Source organism: Pseudomonas sp. zfem004, assembly GCF_032621715.1.
GTDB lineage: Bacteria > Pseudomonadota > Gammaproteobacteria > Pseudomonadales > Pseudomonadaceae > Aquipseudomonas > Aquipseudomonas sichuanensis.
In genome coordinates this window covers 39,737-57,782 of record NZ_JAVYJF010000021.1, presented here as the reverse complement: position 1 = coordinate 57,782, position 18,046 = coordinate 39,737, and the positions used below count along the sequence as shown (strand labels likewise).

General features: G+C 62.9%; 17 protein-coding genes and 2 pseudogenes. 3 read left to right on the top strand and 16 right to left on the bottom strand.

Annotated features, from left to right (window positions below):
- Positions 1-2: 2 nt before the first annotated feature.
- Positions 3-2,231 (bottom strand): catalase/peroxidase HPI, encoded by a 2,229-nt coding sequence (gene katG / locus RTH46_RS20810; protein ID WP_316906503.1) that lies wholly within the window; start codon positions 2,229-2,231, stop codon positions 3-5.
- 375 nt (positions 2,232-2,606) lie between these two features.
- Here katG and RTH46_RS20805 point away from each other — a divergent pair, with 375 nt between their 5' ends.
- On the top strand, positions 2,607-3,515 hold the full coding sequence (locus RTH46_RS20805; protein WP_125463671.1) for a LysR family transcriptional regulator: 909 nt from the start codon (positions 2,607-2,609) through the stop codon (positions 3,513-3,515).
- 101 nt (positions 3,516-3,616) lie between these two features.
- On the top strand, positions 3,617-4,225 hold the full coding sequence (locus RTH46_RS20800; protein ID WP_153788930.1) for a hypothetical protein: 609 nt from the start codon (positions 3,617-3,619) through the stop codon (positions 4,223-4,225).
- An 83-nt stretch (positions 4,226-4,308) separates the two neighbouring features.
- Here RTH46_RS20800 and RTH46_RS20795 read toward each other — a convergent pair whose 3' ends face one another.
- The 5 genes from RTH46_RS20795 to RTH46_RS20775 form a co-directional block, all read right to left on the bottom strand.
- Positions 4,309-5,721, bottom strand: a complete 1,413-nt coding sequence (locus RTH46_RS20795) for a DOPA decarboxylase (protein WP_316906502.1) — start codon at positions 5,719-5,721, stop codon at positions 4,309-4,311.
- A 175-nt stretch (positions 5,722-5,896) separates the two neighbouring features.
- Positions 5,897-6,841 carry a LysR family transcriptional regulator gene (locus RTH46_RS20790; protein WP_153788928.1) on the bottom strand — a complete coding sequence of 315 codons (945 nt, stop codon included), beginning with the start codon at positions 6,839-6,841 and terminating at the stop codon, positions 5,897-5,899.
- Between the two features lie 90 nt (positions 6,842-6,931).
- Positions 6,932-7,642 (bottom strand): YebC/PmpR family DNA-binding transcriptional regulator, encoded by a 711-nt coding sequence (locus RTH46_RS20785; protein WP_153788927.1) that lies wholly within the window; start codon positions 7,640-7,642, stop codon positions 6,932-6,934.
- A gap of 155 nt (positions 7,643-7,797) precedes the next feature.
- A complete protein-coding gene (locus RTH46_RS20780; protein WP_316906501.1) occupies positions 7,798-9,189 on the bottom strand; it encodes an FAD-dependent oxidoreductase in 1,392 nt (463 codons plus the stop codon).
- A 14-nt stretch (positions 9,190-9,203) separates the two neighbouring features.
- On the bottom strand, positions 9,204-10,520 hold the full coding sequence (locus RTH46_RS20775; protein ID WP_153788925.1) for an MFS transporter: 1,317 nt from the start codon (positions 10,518-10,520) through the stop codon (positions 9,204-9,206).
- 264 nt (positions 10,521-10,784) lie between these two features.
- Here RTH46_RS20775 and RTH46_RS20770 point away from each other — a divergent pair, with 264 nt between their 5' ends.
- The gene (locus RTH46_RS20770; RefSeq protein ID WP_279847500.1) at positions 10,785-11,654 is read left to right on the top strand and encodes a LysR substrate-binding domain-containing protein; all 870 of its coding nucleotides are present in this window, start codon (positions 10,785-10,787) and stop codon (positions 11,652-11,654) included.
- A 602-nt stretch (positions 11,655-12,256) separates the two neighbouring features.
- Here the strand turns inward: RTH46_RS20770 and RTH46_RS20765 are convergent.
- The 10 genes and pseudogenes from RTH46_RS20765 to RTH46_RS20720 all read right to left on the bottom strand — a co-directional run bounded on the left by RTH46_RS20765 (position 12,257) and on the right by RTH46_RS20720 (position 17,957).
- Positions 12,257-13,090 (bottom strand): IS3 family transposase, encoded by an 834-nt coding sequence (locus RTH46_RS20765; RefSeq protein ID WP_410478588.1) that lies wholly within the window; start codon positions 13,088-13,090, stop codon positions 12,257-12,259.
- Positions 13,091-13,448: 358 nt separating this feature from the next.
- A pseudogene (locus tag RTH46_RS20760) lies at positions 13,449-13,562 on the bottom strand (DUF3275 family protein); the annotation flags it as partial.
- A gap of 60 nt (positions 13,563-13,622) precedes the next feature.
- Positions 13,623-14,033, bottom strand: coding sequence for a hypothetical protein (locus tag RTH46_RS20755; RefSeq protein ID WP_316906500.1), 411 nt, complete (start codon positions 14,031-14,033; stop codon positions 13,623-13,625).
- Between the two features lie 69 nt (positions 14,034-14,102).
- Positions 14,103-14,423: a hypothetical protein gene (locus tag RTH46_RS20750; RefSeq protein ID WP_316906499.1), complete on the bottom strand. Its 321-nt coding sequence runs from the start codon at positions 14,421-14,423 to the stop codon at positions 14,103-14,105.
- 307 nt (positions 14,424-14,730) lie between these two features.
- Complete coding sequence (locus RTH46_RS20745) at positions 14,731-15,081, bottom strand: hypothetical protein (protein ID WP_316906498.1); 351 nt, start codon at positions 15,079-15,081, stop codon at positions 14,731-14,733.
- Positions 15,082-15,169: 88 nt separating this feature from the next.
- The gene (locus RTH46_RS20740) at positions 15,170-15,382 is read right to left on the bottom strand and encodes a hypothetical protein (RefSeq protein WP_316906497.1); all 213 of its coding nucleotides are present in this window, start codon (positions 15,380-15,382) and stop codon (positions 15,170-15,172) included.
- A gap of 566 nt (positions 15,383-15,948) precedes the next feature.
- Positions 15,949-16,107, bottom strand: a complete 159-nt coding sequence (locus RTH46_RS20735; RefSeq protein ID WP_316906496.1) for a hypothetical protein — start codon at positions 16,105-16,107, stop codon at positions 15,949-15,951.
- Between the two features lie 392 nt (positions 16,108-16,499).
- Positions 16,500-16,902 (bottom strand): annotated as a pseudogene (locus RTH46_RS20730) (STY4534 family ICE replication protein); the annotation flags it as partial.
- 319 nt (positions 16,903-17,221) lie between these two features.
- Positions 17,222-17,347: a hypothetical protein gene (locus RTH46_RS20725; RefSeq protein ID WP_316906495.1), complete on the bottom strand. Its 126-nt coding sequence runs from the start codon at positions 17,345-17,347 to the stop codon at positions 17,222-17,224.
- A 250-nt stretch (positions 17,348-17,597) separates the two neighbouring features.
- Positions 17,598-17,957, bottom strand: coding sequence for a hypothetical protein (locus RTH46_RS20720; protein WP_316906494.1), 360 nt, complete (start codon positions 17,955-17,957; stop codon positions 17,598-17,600).
- Between the last annotated feature and the right edge of the window lie 89 nt (positions 17,958-18,046).

The window sequence follows — 18,046 nt, the reverse complement described above, 5'->3', positions numbered from 1 at the left end:
GCCTACTTCAGATCGAAACGGTCCAGCTCCATCACCTTGGACCAGGCCGCGACAAAGTCCCTGACGAACTTGTCGTTGCCATCGCTGCTGCCATACACCTCGCTCAAGGCGCGCAACTGGGCGTGGGAACCGAATACCAGGTCAACCCGGCTGGCGGTCCACTTCACCGCGCCGGTCTTGCGATCGCGGCCCTCGAAGCGTTCGTTGTCGGCCGAGGTCGGCTTCCACTCCACGCCCATGTCCAGCAGGTTGCGGAAGAAGTCGTTGCTCAGCACCCCGGGTTTGTCGGTGAACACCCCGTCCTTGCTGCCGCCATGGTTGGCGCCGAGCACGCGCAGGCCGCCAATCAGCACGGTCAGTTCGGGCGCGGTGAGGGTCAGCAGTTGGGCCTTGTCCAGCAGCAGTTTCTCGGCCTTGACGCTGTAGCGGTCCTTGCTGAAGTTGCGAAAGCCATCGGCCAGCGGTTCGAGCACGGCGAACGACTCGACGTCGGTCTGCTCCTGGGAGGCATCCACACGCCCTGGGCGGAACGGCACGCTGAGGCCGGAGGCTTTTTCCACGGCTGCGTTGCCGGCCAGCACGATCAGGTCGGCCAGGGAGATCTTGTTGCCGCCTTCGCTGCGAATCTTCTCCAGCGCCGTCAGCACCTTGTCCACGCCCTGGTTGGCTTTCCAGTCCTTCTGCGGTGCCAGGCGCAGGCGCGCGCCGTTGGCGCCGCCGCGCTTGTCCGAGCCACGGAAGGTCGAGGCCGAGGCCCAGGCGGCGGACACCAGTTCACCGACACTCAGCCCCGAGGCCAGCACCTTGGCCTTGAGCGCAGCGATATCGGCGTCGCTGGGCTGTGGGCCGGCCTTGGGCAGCGGGTCTTGCCACAGTAGCTCTTCGTTGGGCATTTCCGGGCCGAGGTAACGCGCCAGCGGGCCCATGTCACGGTGGATCAGCTTGTACCAGGCGCGGGCGAAGGCATCGGCGAGCTGCTCGGGGTTGTCCTTGAAGCGCCGGGCAATGGGTTCGTAGATCGGGTCGAAGCGCAGCGCCAGGTCGGAGGTGAGCATCGAGGGGGCGCGTTTTTTGCCGGGGTCGTGGGCATCCGGCACCGTGTTGGCGCCCTTGCCATCCTTCGGTCGCCATTGGTGGGCGCCAGCCGGGCTCTTGGTTAGTTCCCAGTCGAAGTTGAACAGGTTGTTCAGGTATTCGTTGCTCCACTTGGTCGGGGTGGAGGTCCAGGTCACTTCCAGGCCGCTGGTAATGGTGTCGCCGCCCTTGCCGGTGCCGAACTTGTTGCTCCAGCCCAGGCCTTGCAGTTCCAGCCCGGCGGCTTCCGGTTCGGGCCCTACGTTGTCGGCAGGGCCGGCGCCGTGGGTCTTGCCGAAGGCGTGGCCGCCGGCGATCAGCGCCACGGTCTCTTCGTCGTTCATGGCCATGCGGCCGAAGGTCTCGCGGATATCCTTGCCCGACTTCACAGGGTCAGGCTCGCCTTCCGGGCCTTCCGGGTTGACGTAGATCAGGCCCATCTGCACGGCGGCCAGCGGGTTCTCCAGGTTGCGCTCGGCCGACAGGTCGCGATTCTGCTCCTCGCCATGCTTGGCAGGCTCGGCCACCAGGTCGCCCTGCCCTGGCGGCTGGGCCTTGAGCTGTTCCTTGCCATAGCGGGTATCGCCCCCCAGCCAGACCTTTTCCGAGCCCCAGTACACGTCTTCGTCCGGCTCCCACACATCGGCACGCCCGCCGGAGAAGCCGAAGGTTTTAAAGCCCATGGATTCCAGGGCGACGTTGCCGGTGAGCACGATCAGGTCGGCCCAGGAGATCTTGTTGCCGTACTTCTGCTTGATCGGCCACAGCAGGCGCCGGGCCTTGTCCAGGCTGACGTTGTCCGGCCAGCTGTTGAGCGGGGCGAAGCGTTGCTGGCCGGAGCCGGCGCCACCGCGGCCATCGCCGATACGGTAGGTGCCGGCGCTGTGCCAGGCCATACGGATGAACAGCGGGCCATAGTGGCCGAAGTCGGCTGGCCACCAGTCCTGGGAATCGGTCATCAAGGCAGTCAGGTCCCTTTTCAGGGCCTGGAAGTCGAGGCTCTTGAACGCCTTGGCGTAGTCGAAGTCCGGGGCGGGGCTGGACTTGGACGAGTGTTGGTGGAGGATCCTGAGGTTGAGCTGGTCAGGCCACCAGTCTCGGTTGCTGGTGCCACCACCAGCGGTTTGATGGAACGGGCATTTCGATTCGTTCGACATCTGCTTCTACCTTTGGGTCGGGTCGTTTCAGATTCCGGGCGCGTTTCCAGACGCAATGCCAGGTGTTCGATCAGCCGAGCCAAGGGCTCGTGCCTACCCCTCATCAGGTGTGGTCGGTCTGCGCCGACATGGGCTCGCGGGGTGCCTGAGTGCCGCTGGCAAGGGGGTTGCCGACAGCCACGCGGGCACCCGCCGCGATGGCTTTTCGCGGGGCCACGGGAAAGACTAGTCGAGCTTGGGCAGAGGTCTAATAGAAGCGCTATTGAGGGCTGATAGTGTGGCTCTGTCAGGGCCACTGGCGGGGCCAATCGGCACGAGCCAAGCGGCATGAACTGTGCTTGAATCTGCCATCTTCCCGCGCCCAAGGCCCTCCGAATGAATCGCAACGACCTGCGCCGCGTCGACATGAACCTGTTGGTGGTGTTCGAGGCATTGATGATCGAACGCAACCTCACCCGTGTCGGCGAAAAGCTGTTCATCACCCAGCCCACCGTCAGCGCCGCCCTCGCCCGCCTGCGCGACCTGTTCGATGATCAGTTGCTGATTCGCAATGGCCGGGCCATGGAACCCACGCCACGGGCCATGCAGATCTTCAATGAACTGGGCCCGGCGATGGACGTGATCTCGGCGGCGATCAGCCGGGCCAAGGCGTTCGACCCGGCCAACAGCTGCAACGTGTTCCGCCTGGGGCTGTCGGACGATGCCGAGTTCGGCCTGTTCCCGGCGTTGCTCGAAGCGCTGCGCGAGGAGGCGCCGCAGATCAGCGTGGTGGTGCGTCGGGCCAATTTCCTGCTGATGCCGGGCCTGCTCGCCTCGGGCGAGATTTCGGTGGGGGTCAGCTACACCACCGACCTGCCGGCCAACGCCAAGCGCCGCAAACTGCGCGATATCGGCGTGCGGGTACTGCGCGCCGACGACCGCCCCGGCCCACTGACCCTGGACGAATATTGCGCGCGCCCTCATGTGATGGTGTCGTTCTCTGGTGACATGAGCGGCAACATCGACCTGGACCTGGCGCGCATCGGCCGCTGCCGCAAGGTGGTGCTGGCAGTACCGCAGTTCGGCAGCCTGCGCGCGCTGCTGCGCAACACCGAGATGATCGCCACGGTGCCAGACTACGCGGCCTGCGCCCTGGCCGACGACGGCAGGCTGCGCGCCGACCCGGCGCCGTTCGAGATCAGCGAGGCCGAACTGTCGATGGCCTGGAGCAGCGCCCACGACAACGACCCGGCCGAGCGCTGGCTGCGTGAGCGGATCCTGCAGTTCATGGGCCGCCCAGGCTGAACCATCAACGTCGTCGATAGCCACCATGCCTGCCATCAAGTTCCGCGGATGGCAGGTCGCCGGGAGAATGGCCCCATTCGCACATCGACAAGGCCTCTCCCATGAAAACCGGCATGATCGCAGCCCTGCTAGCCCTGCTCGCCACCCTTACCGGTTGTGCCAGCCCAGCCAACCAGCCCGGCGCGCAAGCCTACGGGCATTTCTATTCGGCCACCGAGCTGTCCAGCGTCACCCTCGGCCACGGCCAGCATGTGGCCGTGCTGCTCGGGCGCAACGCCGCCGCAACGCTCGACTACCTGCAACGCCACCGCGACCAGGCCGCCCCCGGCACTGCCAGGAGCACGCCGGTGGCGACCCTGGGCGGCAACCAGGCTTATGCATGGTTGGCGCAGTCCTTGGCCCAGGAATTTGCCGAAGTCACCTTTTATGAAGACCTCGATACCCTGCTGGCCGATCGCCCGGATGTGATCGTGCTGCTGGAGGCCCGGAGCAAGCTGGCAAGTGCGGGGGACGAGGCCATCCAGGCCAGCGTGGCGGCACGCTTTTTCGATGGTCAGCTGACCTATATCGGCCGAGCCGAAGGGGTGGCACGCAAGCCGGTCGAGGGGGTCGAGCTGGTGCGTCAGCTGGATGAGGAACAGACGGTGCAGGCCGATGCGCTGCGCCAGTTCGATGCATCGCTCAAGGTGTTGATGCGCGGGGCGGTGTGATAGATCACTGCGGCCCTATCGCGGGGCAAGCCCGCTCCCACGAAGCGACCGTGGGAGCGGGCTTGCCCCGCGATAGCGTACGGTCAGGCAGCGACGATTGCCTGTAAACGTTGCCACAACCGCTGCACATGCTCGCGCTCGGTCGGCAGCGCGCCCACCGACACCCGCACCATCCAGCGGCCGTTCAGGGTAGCCGGGGTGACATAGGCATCGCCCGATGCGTTCAACCGGTCCGCCCAACCTCGGGTATGGGCATCCAGTGCATCGCCCTCCAGCCCCGCCGGGCAGTGGCGGATGCACAGTGCCTGCAGTTGCACCGGCGCCAGCAGTTCCCACTCATCCGATGCCTCGACCTGTTCCGCCAGCCAGCGGGCATTGTCCAGGTCGCGGCGCAGGCGTTGCTGCAGGGCCTCGACGCCTTCGCTGCGCAGCATGAACCACAGCTTCAGCGCGCGGAACCGGCGGCCCAGCGGGATGCCCCAGTCGCGCAGGTTCTTCACCTCGCCATCGACCGCCGACTGCAGGTAGCTAGGATTGGTGCTCATCACCCGGATCAGGTGCTGCGGGTCGCGCACGTAATAGATGGAGCAGTCGAAGGCCACGCCCAGCCACTTGTGCGCGTTGACCACCACCGAGTCGGCCAGCTCGATGCCGTCCCACATCCAGCGGCATTCGGGGAGGATCATCGCCGAGCCGGCCATGGCCGAGTCGACATGCAGCCACAGGCCTTGGGCCTGGACGATCTCGCCGATCGGGCGCAGCGGGTCGAGCGCGGTGGTGGTGGTGGTGCCGGTGGTGGCGACCACGGCGCAGGGCTGGTTGCCGGCGGCGATGTCCTGTGCGATGGCCTCGCGCAGCGCCTCAGGGCGCATGGCGAACTGCTCGTCGGTGGCGATCAGACGAATATTGTCGCGGCCGAAACCGGCCAGCAGCGCGGCCTTGTCCACCGAGCTGTGGGCGTGGGCGCTGACGTAGACGATCAGCGGTTTGGCCTGGGCCTGCAGGCCGCCGCGCACCTGGGCATGGTCGGTGGCGCGCTCGCGGGCGCAGATCAACGCCACCAGGGTGCTGGTGGAAGCGGTGTCCTGGATCACCCCGCTCCACTGGCTGGACAGCCCCAGCAGCTGGCGCAACCAGTCCAGGGTGGTCTCTTCCAGCTCGCTCAGGGCCGGGCTGGACTGCCAGGACAGGCCGAGCACGCCCAGGCCGGTACTGAGGAAGTCACCCAGCACCGACGACAGGGTGCCGTTGGAGGGGAAGTAGCCGTAGAAGTCCGGGTGCTGCCAGTGGGACAGGCCGGGCATCAACAGCTGGTCGACGTCCTTGAGGATGGCGGTGAAGGGCTCGGCTTGCTGCGGTGCGCTGGCCGGCAAGGCGGCTTTGAGGTAGCCGGGCTCGACCTGGGCCATCACCGGGCGTTCGGCGACGGTCTGGCGGTAGTCGGCGATCAGGTCGATCAGTTGGCGGCCGTGTTGGCGGAATTGTTCGGGGGTCACGCGCGGTCTCCTGGTGGCTGTGGTGTGGCCATGGGCCTCATCGCGGGGCAAGCCCGCTCCCACGCTTGATTCGTGGGAGCGGGCTTGCCCCGCGATGGCGCCGGTACAGGCAACACAATGGCCACCAGTCTAGGCGCTCACCACCAGCCGAATAACCCCGCTTCGCGCATAGCTCCTATGGCAAAGGCGCATGCCCGCCCTGCACGCCGAACTGCGACTGGCGCCACAGCTCGAACACCCGGTTGCGCAGCCAACGGTGTTCGGCCGAGGCCTGCAGGCGCTGGTGCCACACCACCCAGTAGCGCTGGGTATGCTCGACGAAGCCCAACGGTCGCCAGGCCAGCCCATGCAGGCGGGCCAGCTGGCGGGCGATGTGCTCGGGCACCGTGGCCAGCGCCTGGCCATTGCCGATCACCGGCACCATGGCACTGAAGAACGGCACTTCCAGGCTGATCCGCCGCTGCAGGCCCTGGGCGCGCAGGTGGCGGTCGATGAAGCTGTCCTTGTCGCCGCCGCCGGAGACCCGCACGTGCTTGCAGGCCAGGTAGTCGTCCTGGCTCAGTGCGGCCTGCCGGGTGAGCGGGTGATCATGGCGCATCAGGCACACCGCGCGGTCCTCGCCGAGCAGTCGGCCGTGAAGGTTGGGCGGCGACTCGTCGAACAGCGTGGTGGCCAGGTCGATCTCGCCACTGGCGAGCAAGGCGTATTGCCCGGCCTGCCAGGTGCGGTACTCCAGCGACACCCCCGGCGCCTCAAGCTCGAGCGCCGCCACCAACTGCGGCAGCATGTGCTCGGCCACGTAGTCCGAGGCTGCCAGGCAGAAGCGGCGCTCGCAGCGGGCCGGGTCGAAGGCCGCCGGCTGGCGCAGGGCATTGAGTTCTTCGAGCACCTGGCGCAGCGGCTCCACCAGCGCCTCGGCGTGCTCGCTGAGCACGTAGCCACGGCCCTGGCGCACCAGCAGCGGGTCGTCGAAGGCTTCGCGCAGGTGGGCCAGCTGGCGGCTTAGGGCGGGCTGGCTGCAGCCCAGGCGCTCGGCGGCGTGGCTGAGGTTTTTCAGCTGCAGGAGGCAGTCGAGGGTGCGCAGGTGGGCGAGGCTGAGGGAGGCGAAGGTGGGGTGCATATGCTAGCTGTCCGAAAAGAATCGCGGGGCAAGCCCGCTCCCACGAATCAACCGTGGGAGCGGGCTTGCCCCGCGATGGCGTCATCCGGCTCAGTCAGTCAGGCCGACATAGACGTTCTGCACGTCTTCGTTCTCGTCGATCGCTTCGAGGAAGGCTTCTACCTCGGCCAGCGCTTCGGCGCTCAGGCTGGCGGCGCTTACCGGGTTCTTCGGGGTGTAGCCGATCTTCGCCGAAGTGACGGTGAAACCTTGCTCAGGCAGGGCCTTTTGCACGGCGTCGAGGTCGGTGGTGTCGGTGATGAACAGGGTCGAACCTTCTTCCTCGCCCTCTTCGAAGTCCTGGGCGCCGGCTTCGATGGCGGCCATTTCCGGATCGGCGTCACCTTCCGGGGTGGCCTCGATCAGGCCTACGTGGTTGAAGTCCCAGGCCACCGAGCCGCTGGCACCCAGCTGGCCCTTGCGGAACAGCACGCGGATCTGCGCCACGGTACGGTTGACGTTGTCGGTCAGGCACTCGACGATCAACGGCACCTGGTGCGGGGCGAAGCCTTCGTAGCTGACCGCATGGTACTGCACGGCCTCGCCGTCCAGGCCTGCGCCTTTCTTGATCGCGCGCTCCAGGGTCTCACGGGTCATCGAGGCTTTCTTGGCCTGGACGATGGCCAGGCGCAGGCGCGGGTTCATGTCCGGGTCGGCGCCGGATTTGGCGGCGATCTGGATCTCCTTGGCCAGCTTGCCCATGATCTTGCCCTTGGCGTTGGCCGCGGTCTCTCTATGCTTGGCTTTCCACTGTGCGCCCATTTCAACTCTCTTGTTTCAAGGGCCGGTTCAGGAAGCGACCGGCCAAAAGTGGGGAGAGTTTATACGCCCAAACGCTGCGGATCGACAAGAAATCGCATCAGCTTCTTCGCGGGTAAACCCGCTCCCACAGTGCCCGCGAAGGGCCCTGCCCTGGGTTAGCCTTTGTCGGCCTTGCCCGCCGCCGCGGCGAATTTGGCCAGCCGCACATCCAGCCGCCGCGGCCTGGCGCCGCGATCCTCGGCGTGCTCCTTGCGCCGGATGGCATTGCGCACCATCAGCGAGCCCAGGTAGCGAATCGGCTCCGGCGGGAACTGCCCCAGCGGCCCTTTGACCAGCGGCGAGCGGGTCCAGGGGTTGTCCAGGCCCAGGGCCAGCGACGACAGTATCTGCCCGCCCATGTGGCACGGCCCTACCCCGCTGCCCGAATAGCCGAATCCATAGAACACGTTGCCCTGCCCGTCGAGCCGGCCAAAGAACGGCAAGCCGGTGACCGAGCGATCCGACGGCCCGTTCCAGCTCGCCGCTAGCGGCACCTCGGCCAGGGCCGGGAAGAAATCGGCCAGGCTCTCGCGCAACAGCGGCTGGTAAGGCGATGGCTGGTCGAACACCGGCAACATGCGCCCGCCATAGGCGAAGGTATTGCCACCCTTGCCGAGCATCAGCCGACCATCGGACGTGTTGTGGTAGTAGTGCACGAAGATTCGCGAGTCGAGCACGCTGACGCCGCTGTCCAGGCCGATCTGGCGCAACAGTTCCGGGCACGGCTCGGTGATCACCATGTCACTGGAAACGATCGCCACGCTGCGCTCGAACTGCGGGAAGGCCCGCGCCATCCAGGCGTTGAGGCCCAGGACCACGCGGTCGGCACGGATGGTGCCGGTGCGGGTACGCACCTGCGCCGGAGCCCCGTGCTCAAGCCTGGTCATCGCCGTGCCCTCATGGATGCGCACGCCGCGCTGCAGGGCGACCCGGCGCAGGCCGCGCACCAGTCGCCCGGGCTGCACGGTGGCGGCGGCTGGTGAGTACCAGCCCTCCAGGTGGCGCTCGGAGCCCGCCAGGCGCTGCAACTGCGCAAGCTCGAGGCGCTGGAACGAGTTGATACCGCGCCGTTCCAGCGCCGCGATCACCGCGTCGGTGCCACCGACCTGGGCCGGGTTGGTGGCGGTGTACAGGGTGCCGTCCATGCGGAAATCGCAGCGGATGCCGTTGTCGGCGCAGAACGCGCCGATGGCCGCGATGCTGCGCTCCGACTCGCTGACCAGGCGCACCGCCTCCTGCACCCCGAACAGACGCTCCAGGGTAAAGTACTTGGCCGACCAGGACAGCGCACAACCACCGTTGCGCCCGCTGGCCCCGGCACCGCAGATATCCGCCTCGATCAGCAGCACATCCAGCTGCGGCGCCTGCTCCTTGATCATCAACGCGGTCCACAGCCCGGTGTAGCCGCCGCCGACGATGCACACATCGCAACGTGCGTCGCCCTGCAAGGGTGGGCAGAGGGCCTCGTCTTCCTGGTCCAGCGCCTGTTGCAGCCAGAACGGTCTCATCGCTTTGCTTTCCTTCAAGTACGCAGTGGTTTGATTGCCATGCTGGTGTTGGGGGCTACGTCATTGGCCGCAGTGGCGCTGGCCGGGCGGCTGTTCCAGTGCGGGATCAACACCAGGGCGGAGAACAGCGCGGTGCCGGCGAAGACGATGAACACCGTGACGCTGTCGAAATACCCCGGCAGCAGGCCGCCGAGCACCGCGCCCACCGAACCGCAGCCGTTGACGAAGCCCGCTGCGGTGGCGCCGGCCTTGGCCGTACCGAAGTCGATGGCCGCCGCGCCGCTGATCATCGAGTCGGGGCCATACAGGGTCAGGCCCATGACGAACAGCAAGGCCACCACCAGCACCACGCTGCCGCTATGCATGGCCGCCATGAAACCGGCCAGGGCCATGGTCAGCAGCAGCAGGCTGATCACGCAGGCCGGCATGCGCCGGGCACCGAACAGCTTGTCCGAGGCCAGGCCGATGATGATCGGGCCAAGCAACCCGGCCAGCTCGAAGGCGGTGGGGATGATCGCCGCGCCGACCTTGCCCACCGAGGGCATCTGCTCGAAGACGATCACCGGGCCCCACAGCAGGATGGCGTAGCGCGCCGGCTTCAACATGAAGTAGGCCAGGCCGAGGGTGAGCACCGTGCGGTTGCGCAGGATCTCGCGCAGCGGCGCCCAGACGCTGCACAGGTTGCCACCCGGCGCCATGCTTTGCGGCTCCGGCTCCACCGCCGGCAGGCCGACGTCTTCGGGCTTGTTGCGCTGGAAGATGAAGAACAGCACGGCCACCAGTGCCACCACCGCGGCGCTGGAGAAGAACGCCGCGTGCCAGGTGCCGACCAGGGTATAGGCCCACCAGCCGGCGAACGGCGAAGCCACCAGGCCGCCAAAGGCGTAGCACGAGCTCCACAACCCCAGCACCCGCCCACGCTGGGAGGCCGGGAAGAAGCTGCCGATGTTCTTGCACAGCCCGGCCCAGCCGGTGGACTGCGCAAGGCCCTGGATCAGCATGCAGGTGGCGAAGATCGGGAAGGTCGCGTAGCTGCCCATCACCACCGCCGCTGCCGCCGAGATCAGCAGCCCGCCGAGCACCACCACACGCGGCCCGAAGCGGTCGGCGAGCATGCCCCAGGTGAACTGGCCCACGGCGTAGGCGGCCAGGTAGATGGCGTCGAGGTTGGCCATGGCGGCCTTGTCGAGCATGAAGGTCGGGTCTTCGCCGATGCCGAGCTTGGCCACCGAGAAGGCTTTGCGGGTGAAGTAGAAGGCGGCGTAGGCCAGCCAGGTGATCGCGAAGATCTGCATGCGCCAACGCTTGATGGCGCCCAGGGATTGATTCATTTGACTCTGACCTCTTGCGTGAGTGTGCCGGCAGAATGTGAAGAAACGCCTGTCTTGTTGTTGTGGTGCGCACTGCGTGACGGAGGGACGTCACTTGGTCAGATGGCGGCAGCGGTCTGGCGTGACCGGCGCGAGGCCATGGCCCGACGCCACCGCTTGTGGCGATGGCGTCGGGTTGAAACACATGGAAACAGCTGCTGACTGATAAATAAAATCGATTTATCGTATTTCACTCATAAGCCCAGCTTGTAAGCGGAGTGCTCGATGTCGGTTTCCCATGCTCAACTCAAAGCCTTTCATGCGGTCGCCGAACAGGGCAGTTTCACCCGCGCGGCGCAGAAGCTGTTCCTGACCCAGCCGGCGGTCTCCGACCAGGTACGTAAGCTGGAGGAGCGTTACGGTGTGCTGCTGTTCCAGCGCAACAAGCGTTCGGTGCAGCTGACCGATCTGGGCGAGCGCCTGCTGGGGGTGACCCAGCGTCTGTTCGCCTGCGAGGCCGAGGCCGTCGAGTTGCTGCAGGACTCGCGCGCCCTGCACACCGGCAGCCTGACGCTGGCGGTGGATGCGCCGGTGCATGTGCTGCCGCAGATCGCCCGCTTCTGCCAGCGCTACCCGGGTATCCAGGTGAAGATCGAGACGGGCAATACCGACGAGTCGCTGGCCCGGCTGTTCAGCTACCAGGCTGACCTGGCCTTGCTGGGGCGTGATGTCGACGATGAGCGGCTGTTTTGCGTGCCGATGCGGCGTGACCCGATGGTGGCGTTCGTGTCGCATCAACACCCATGGGCCAGCCGGGGGGCGATCAGCCTGGCGGACCTGGATGACACGCCATTGGTGCTGCGTGAACCTGGATCGGTGACGCGGCAGACGCTGGAGGAGGAAATGCAGCGGGCGGGGTTGCGGATTCGTTCGGCGATCCAGGTGGAGGGGCGTGAGGCGGCGCGGGAGGCGGTGGTGGTGGGGATTGGGGTTGGGGTGGTTTCGGCGGCGGAGTTTGGGGCTGATGCGCGGGTTTGTGCGTTGCCGATTGTCGATTGTCAGCGGCATTTGACGGAGACGTTGGTGTGTTTGAGCGAGCAGCGGACGCGGCGGGTGGTGGCGACGTTTTTGGAGATGGTGCGGGAGGGGGGGTGAGGTTTTTGGCTTCGGCTTCGGCTTCGGCTTCGGCTTCGGCTTCGGCTTCGGCTTCGGCTTCGGCTTCGGCTTCGGCTTCGGCTTTCAGAGTGGTTGTTTTGATAGATGTATGCGCATTCATTGGCGATGGCGACGCATAGTCACCTTTCCGCCCTTACGGCGGCCTACTTTGGTCTTGGCCAAAGTAGGCAAAGCCGCCCGCTCCATCATACGGCCCCTGCGCTGCGCTCCACTTGCTACGCAAGTCTACATCTCGCGCCTTCGGCTACGCCGAAGGGTGCTGCGCACCTGGGCCCTCCAGTCACCTCCACTCGGCCTCCTGAAGTCGCAATCTGTGTTGCCTGGACTATCGCGCGCTTAGAAGCAAGATCAAAAGCAGATCAAGAGCAGATCCAGAGCAGATCAAGAGCAGATCAAGAGCAGATCAAGAGCAGATCAAGAGCAGATCAAGAGCAGATCAAGAGCAGATCAAGAGCAGATCAAGAGCAGATCAAGAGCAGCAATGCGTATATCTGAGCCTGGCTGTTGTTTATGTATTGTTTATTCGGGCCCTATCGCCGGCAAGCTGAACTGGTCAAGTAATTTTGGACACCGGTTAAGGTTTATGCCGCTGCCTTGAGCTTTTCCTCCATGGCTACTGGCGTTTCATAGCCGTTGTAGCTGTGGAGGCGCTTGAGGTTGTAGCGCATCAGATAAGCCTGGATGTCCACTCGTGCCTGCGCTTCGGTCTCGTAACCCTCTGCCGGCACCCATTCTGATTTCAATGCGCCGAAGAATCGCTCCATGGCCGCGTTGTCCCAGCATTGCCCTCGATTACTCATGCTCTGGTTCAGGCTGTACTCTTCAAGTGCTGCCCTGAATTTATGGCTGGTGTACTGACAGCCTTGGTCTGAATGAAACATCACACCCGCAGGCTTGCCTCTGGACTCGGATGCCATRCGYARCGCRTCRCARGCCAACCTGGCATCSGCAGTCATWGAAAACGCCCAGCCCACAACTCGGCGTGCGTACAGGTCGATTACTGCGGCCAAATACAGCCAACGTCTGCCAACCTGGATGTAAGTCACGTCGCCACACCACACCTCATTGATCGTCGAAACTTTGAAGTTTCGCTTCAGCTGATTCTCTGCAATCAAGGCTTCCGCACCCGATGACCGATAGCGGTGCGGCCTGCGCTGCTTGCACTGCAGGCCCGCTTCGCGCATCAACGCACGCACTTTGTATCGCCCGACTTTGTGGCCTTCACGACGCAGCTCCTGCACGAGCGTTCGTGAGCCAGAGGCATTTCGTGATGCCTTGAAATGGTCGACTACCAGCCGGCGCAGCGCATCTCTGCCAGGGTTTTCACGCCCTTGCCGCTTGCGCCACGCGTAGAAACTGCTGCGCTTGACCCCAAGCACGCGACAGCAGTCGACAACAGGGTATTGCTCACTCAGCTCGTTGATCAGCGAGAACGATCTTTGGAGTCCCGAAGCAGGAGAGCACTGGCTTTTTTTAGGATTTCGATGTCCCGATCCTTCTGACGGACCAGCGCTTCGAGCTCTTCAATTCGCTGCTGCTCCGGCGTGACCGCTTTGGCCCCAGCCGGCACCTTGCCCGCTCTTTCTTGTCGCACCTGTTCAACCCAGCGACGAAGCGCGGTAGGCCCTCGGGAACTGACTGGCCACCATCCAGAACCATTTCGGCAGCTTGGACTTTGTATTCTCTTGAATAAGATTTACGCACTGATTTTGCCTCCAATTGGGCGCCATCATAGCGCCCGATGAAGGTGTCCAAAATCATTAGGCCAGTTCAGAGAGCATCCTTGATGGTGAACTCACCGATCGAGGTACTGAGGCGGCCGACGTTGAAGAGCCCGAGTCGACCGGAGATGGTGCGGATGGCCAGCTGGCCGGTGATGGAGATCATGTGCGCTCCCCGTAAAGCATGGGGAACACCAGCGGGTGCTCCCCGCGAGGTGGAAGGTGATCAGCAGTCGAAAAGAGGCAGACCGTTGAGAACGTTGCTGTTGGGGTCGATGACTAGGAACCTCACTTCAGCCTGCGCGGCAAGGGTGAGCACTCGGATGGTCTCCTCGCTGAAACCCTCGGCGGCTTGCAGAGCTTGAAGTGTCGACAGGTCGTACCCCCAGTGCTGTCCCAGATGTTGGTCGGTCCAGGGCGTACTGAGAAGTTTGAAACCGATGGCGTCACTGTCGGGCAGGGTGAAGCACTCGAAATGAAGCAGAGCTGTATCAGCAGTTTCTACGAGTGCCTGCAGCTCATCCCAGTCCTCCTCGGGCAAGTGTGCCGAGGCGATCTCGAACGCTTGGCTGTAGCAGGGATGAGGTACAGGGTGATCGCCGGTAGCGATGTGGAAGGGGTTGGGTGATTGTGCCATGTGGCGTGCTCCTGGTTGAGAGAAGCCACCCCAGAGGGTGACCCCTCTGGGTGAGTAAAAATGGCTGTGTCAGGCGGGGTCTGCAGCGTGCTGCAGCTGGATCTGGATGTAGGATGGCTCGTCCTCGGGGGTCACGATTTGCAACATGAGGGCGACCCAGTCACGGTCGCGGCCGGTGTGGCGCTTCGTGTACACACCGAAGGACAGAACAGTGGCCTGAGGCTGCTGCTTGAGCTCTTGCCACGCCGTTTGGACGACGGTGGCGAGGCGTTGGCTCATCTCGGCCACCCGCATGGGGTTTTCGAGATAGACCGCCCGCATCCAAGCCGGGTTGTCCAGGACTACAGGAAGGGTGAGGTATGCCTCGGATGAGGTGGGGGAAAACGACATATGAGGTCTCCAGATAAAGCGAGGCCTCGTCCGCGAGGATGAGATCCCCGCAGGTAGGTAATGTAGAAGGCACTCCATCACTGGGTGATGCGATCGCGCTGCCGAGTGCTCGGCGATCTTGGGTGGGTTGGCGCAACGCGCTGGAGCCTTAAACCCTGGCTCCGGGAGGCACTGTCAACGACAGTGAACCAATACGGAATTCGTTTCCCAGGCTGTAGGCAGAGGCCTCACAGTTGCCAGGTGACTGCTTTGAAAGTCCCCCCGAAGGGATACCCTTCGGGGTGGAGGACTGGTGATACAGGGTGGGTCAGATCATGTCTTCGTAGATCTCTTCCCAGAGGTTGGAACTAGCTTCCTGTACAGCGCGGTAGTGCTCATCATCGAGCTGGAAGCCTTGCCGTTCTGCCTCACGTTTGAACAACTGATCGTAAGGAAAGGTGAGAGCTGCATATTGATCGCGCAGCGTAGTGAGCAGGCTCATCTCGTACAGTTCGAAGTATTGACCACAGCGATCCAGGGCGAGTTTCGAGCTTGCTTTGATCGAGTCTGCGAACCGCCGCTCCAGTATGTCTACACGGATGAAAGCCCCGACAACTCGTTTTTCGAAGGGATTGGTGATGAACATGACGCCATTGAAGACTTGGGTGGCTTGGGACATGGTGATTCTCCGATGAGGGGGTCACCAACCCGCTCGGGTGATGTACCCGATAAGGTTTAAAAAAGCGCAGCCGAAGGATGTCTGGTTATTACAGCTCGATGGCATACGTCCCATCGATACAAAAATCGATACCGTCGGTTAGTTCATCACGCAATTCCCAGCTAATTACCAGGGGTTTATTCTCATCCAGCCACAAAAACGCCGACAGAACTGATGAGAAATAAACACACCCTTCCAGGTCGGGATACTCAATTGGTACGTAGAGGAGTACGAAGTTTCGCTCGAAGCTCAGTAGAAGCATGATGTCTCTCCATTGAGGAACACCAGCCCGCTCGGGTGATGTACCCGATAAGGTTAAGTGAAATGCTACAGATCATTCGGGTCCATAAGACCCTGTATGACCCGAAGAATGTACGTCTTTACGCGAAGGTATTCAGGAAGCTCCTGGCCCCGGCGGTAGTGCATGTCTGCTAGGTGGTAGGTGTGCCCGCAGAACAGCACAAAGACGTCCACAAGGCGACAGGTCGAGTTTGACAGCTCATCATCCGGTACCGACCAGGATGAGGCGAAGTGCGGGAGCAGCTTGGCGAAATCGCACCATGCCATGTCCGTATAGTCTGGGATTCGAGCACCGTTATCATCGATCTCGCAACCCAAACGCTCGAACGAGGTCGAGTAGTACAACCTAGGTTTCTCGCCCTGGTCCCGTAGCACCAAAACATCTGTGCGCGCTGTAGCGAAGTCAGGGAAGCACTGCCGAATAGTTCCAGCAACAGTGATGCAGTAAGGCATGGCGAAGTCCTTTGTGAGGAAAACGCCTCCCGGAGGGGATGGGCGTCCCCTATCGGGTAGAAATCAGGTTAGTGATCAGTGGGTCAGCACAGTCGGGACCGCGCTGGCTTTGCGGTTTAGGAGATCGGTCGCGAAACCACAAAAACCGATAAAGGCGCAGGCGCCCAAAACGATATCGCCCAGGACGATGGCGGTGATGAGGAGCATCAGGTTCAAAGCGAACAGAGTTTTCATGATTGCCTCCTGGCAATGAACAAAGGCGCCCAGAGGGCGCCTTGAAGGGGGTTAAGCAGCCTGGTTGGCCTGCTCAGCAACATCGTGACCGGAACCGAATTGAGCCTGGTCAGCGAGTTGAACTGTATCAGGTTGAGCCTGGAGAGCAGGTTGAACTGCTTCAGGTTGAGCCTGGGGAGCGGGTTGAACTGCTTCAGGTTGGGCCTGGGGAGCGAGTTGAACTGCTTCAGGTTGGGCCTGGAGAGCAGGTTGAACTGCTTCAGGTTGAGCCTGGGGAGCGGGTTGAACTGCTTCAGGTTGGGCCTGGGGGGCAGATTGAGCTGCTTCAGGTTGAGCCTGATCAACAACATGGTCAGCGCCGGCGGGATGCTGGTTACTGGCTTGTTGGTCAGCGCCTTTCGGCTTGGCCTCGTAAACCAGTTTTTTGTCCACCTTGATCCAGCCGATGAACAGCAAGCGACCCTTGAGGCTTGCGCCTGGTTTGCCGGCTTTCTCGCCTTTATCGAAAGTGAATGCATCAGCCCAGATGTCGCCGATTTTGAAGGAAACCAGCACCTTCTTTTTCTCATCGACGGCCTTCTGGCAGCGGTTGACCAGCGCTTCTGCCTCGGCACCGACGACATTGCAGTCGATGTAGGAATACTCGGCCTTGTCGGTCGAACCGTGCAGAGCGGCAATAGTGACGCAGGTGAAGGGTTTTCCCTTGCGGGGAGTGACAGTGCGGATACGGTTGAGGTAGCCGATGCCAGTGGTGTGCAGGTCGAAGAATTTTGCTTCGTTGGATTGGTTGCTCATGGTGATTCTCCATCTTCAATAGCGAAAGCGGAGAAACACTTCGCCCATGGGGGAAAGTATTCCCCGCGTGGGTTGGGATGTAGCAAGTAGGTTGGGCTTCCATCAATCAGGAGATTGATCAATCGCGCTTCCGGAAGCTTGGCGATTTTGGGGAGATCAACACCTCGGAAGGTGTAGCAGTCTTTCAGATCATGACTGCTCGGGCTTGGGTTACTGACGACGTCAGCAGCTCACGGTCACAAGGATGGAAACGGTGCCTCGCATTGTCAAGCCCTCAATGAAAAAAACCCTCCGAGAGGAGGGTTTGGGGAAACGATCGTCAGTGTGCACGAAGGATCTTCTGGCACCGACGTTTGATGTTGGGCCAATCAGCCCATACCGCCATGCCGACACAGATGAACAGCAGGGCGGTGAACATGAGGATGCCGAATGTGGTTTGGCTCATGTCATTCCTCCGGGGTGAGGTAGATGCCTGTGATCCAGATTACAACACCTACCACGAGGGCGAAAGCAGTCAGGAGACGGCTAGTGCTGAGGAAGATACCCACGAGGGCGGCGGCAACAGCAGTCGTACCGATCTTGCGAAGGTCGTCTGCTACAGCAGCGCGTTTTTTTGATGCCATGGCGTTCCTTTGATCGCCAGGCCCTCACCTTGCCAGGTGGGGTGCCTGGCACAGGGTGAGGTGGGAGAAGGGTTAGATCGATGCGATCGGAGCTATGAGGTCATCAAGCGGACCCATGCGCAGCGCTTGTGCAGTGCGAGAGGTCGGCTTGCGCTGACGGGTACGGCGCTTGGTCGGTGGTACCGCTTTGGTGTTGTTTTCGAACCACTGGTTCAGATCAACGCCGCGGCGTGCGAGGGTTGGAATGCGGCAAAGCTCATCCCAGTCGCTGCGGGTGGGTGCTATGTTCGCGAGTTGTACCACAGGCCGAACATGTGCTGGGACTACTGGGGCTGGACGTTTCATGGCGCGCAGGAACTCACGGGTGAGGGTGCCGAGCGCGTAACCAAAACGAAAGCCGGTCGAAGTCGAAGGTGCGGACAGTGCGGTCATGGTGTTTCTCCTGCGATTATGAAATGCGGAGAAACACAGGCCCTGTCGGGGAAGTGTATTCCCCGCTGGGTTTGCGGAATGAGCTTCTA

Coding starts and splice junctions, on each gene's coding strand:
- katG (WP_316906503.1), bottom strand. CDS start 2,231: ATGTCGAACGAATCGAAATGCCCGTTCCATCAAACCGCTGGTGGTGGC.
- RTH46_RS20805 (WP_125463671.1), top strand. CDS start 2,607: ATGAATCGCAACGACCTGCGCCGCGTCGACATGAACCTGTTGGTGGTG.
- RTH46_RS20800 (WP_153788930.1), top strand. CDS start 3,617: ATGAAAACCGGCATGATCGCAGCCCTGCTAGCCCTGCTCGCCACCCTT.
- RTH46_RS20790 (WP_153788928.1), bottom strand. CDS start 6,841: ATGCACCCCACCTTCGCCTCCCTCAGCCTCGCCCACCTGCGCACCCTC.
- RTH46_RS20785 (WP_153788927.1), bottom strand. CDS start 7,642: ATGGGCGCACAGTGGAAAGCCAAGCATAGAGAGACCGCGGCCAACGCC.
- RTH46_RS20780 (WP_316906501.1), bottom strand. CDS start 9,189: ATGAGACCGTTCTGGCTGCAACAGGCGCTGGACCAGGAAGACGAGGCC.
- RTH46_RS20775 (WP_153788925.1), bottom strand. CDS start 10,520: ATGAATCAATCCCTGGGCGCCATCAAGCGTTGGCGCATGCAGATCTTC.
- RTH46_RS20770 (WP_279847500.1), top strand. CDS start 10,785: ATGTCGGTTTCCCATGCTCAACTCAAAGCCTTTCATGCGGTCGCCGAA.
- RTH46_RS20755 (WP_316906500.1), bottom strand. CDS start 14,033: ATGGCACAATCACCCAACCCCTTCCACATCGCTACCGGCGATCACCCT.
- RTH46_RS20750 (WP_316906499.1), bottom strand. CDS start 14,423: ATGTCGTTTTCCCCCACCTCATCCGAGGCATACCTCACCCTTCCTGTA.
- RTH46_RS20745 (WP_316906498.1), bottom strand. CDS start 15,081: ATGTCCCAAGCCACCCAAGTCTTCAATGGCGTCATGTTCATCACCAAT.
- RTH46_RS20740 (WP_316906497.1), bottom strand. CDS start 15,382: ATGCTTCTACTGAGCTTCGAGCGAAACTTCGTACTCCTCTACGTACCA.
- RTH46_RS20735 (WP_316906496.1), bottom strand. CDS start 16,107: ATGAAAACTCTGTTCGCTTTGAACCTGATGCTCCTCATCACCGCCATC.
- RTH46_RS20725 (WP_316906495.1), bottom strand. CDS start 17,347: ATGAGCCAAACCACATTCGGCATCCTCATGTTCACCGCCCTGCTGTTC.
- RTH46_RS20720 (WP_316906494.1), bottom strand. CDS start 17,957: ATGACCGCACTGTCCGCACCTTCGACTTCGACCGGCTTTCGTTTTGGT.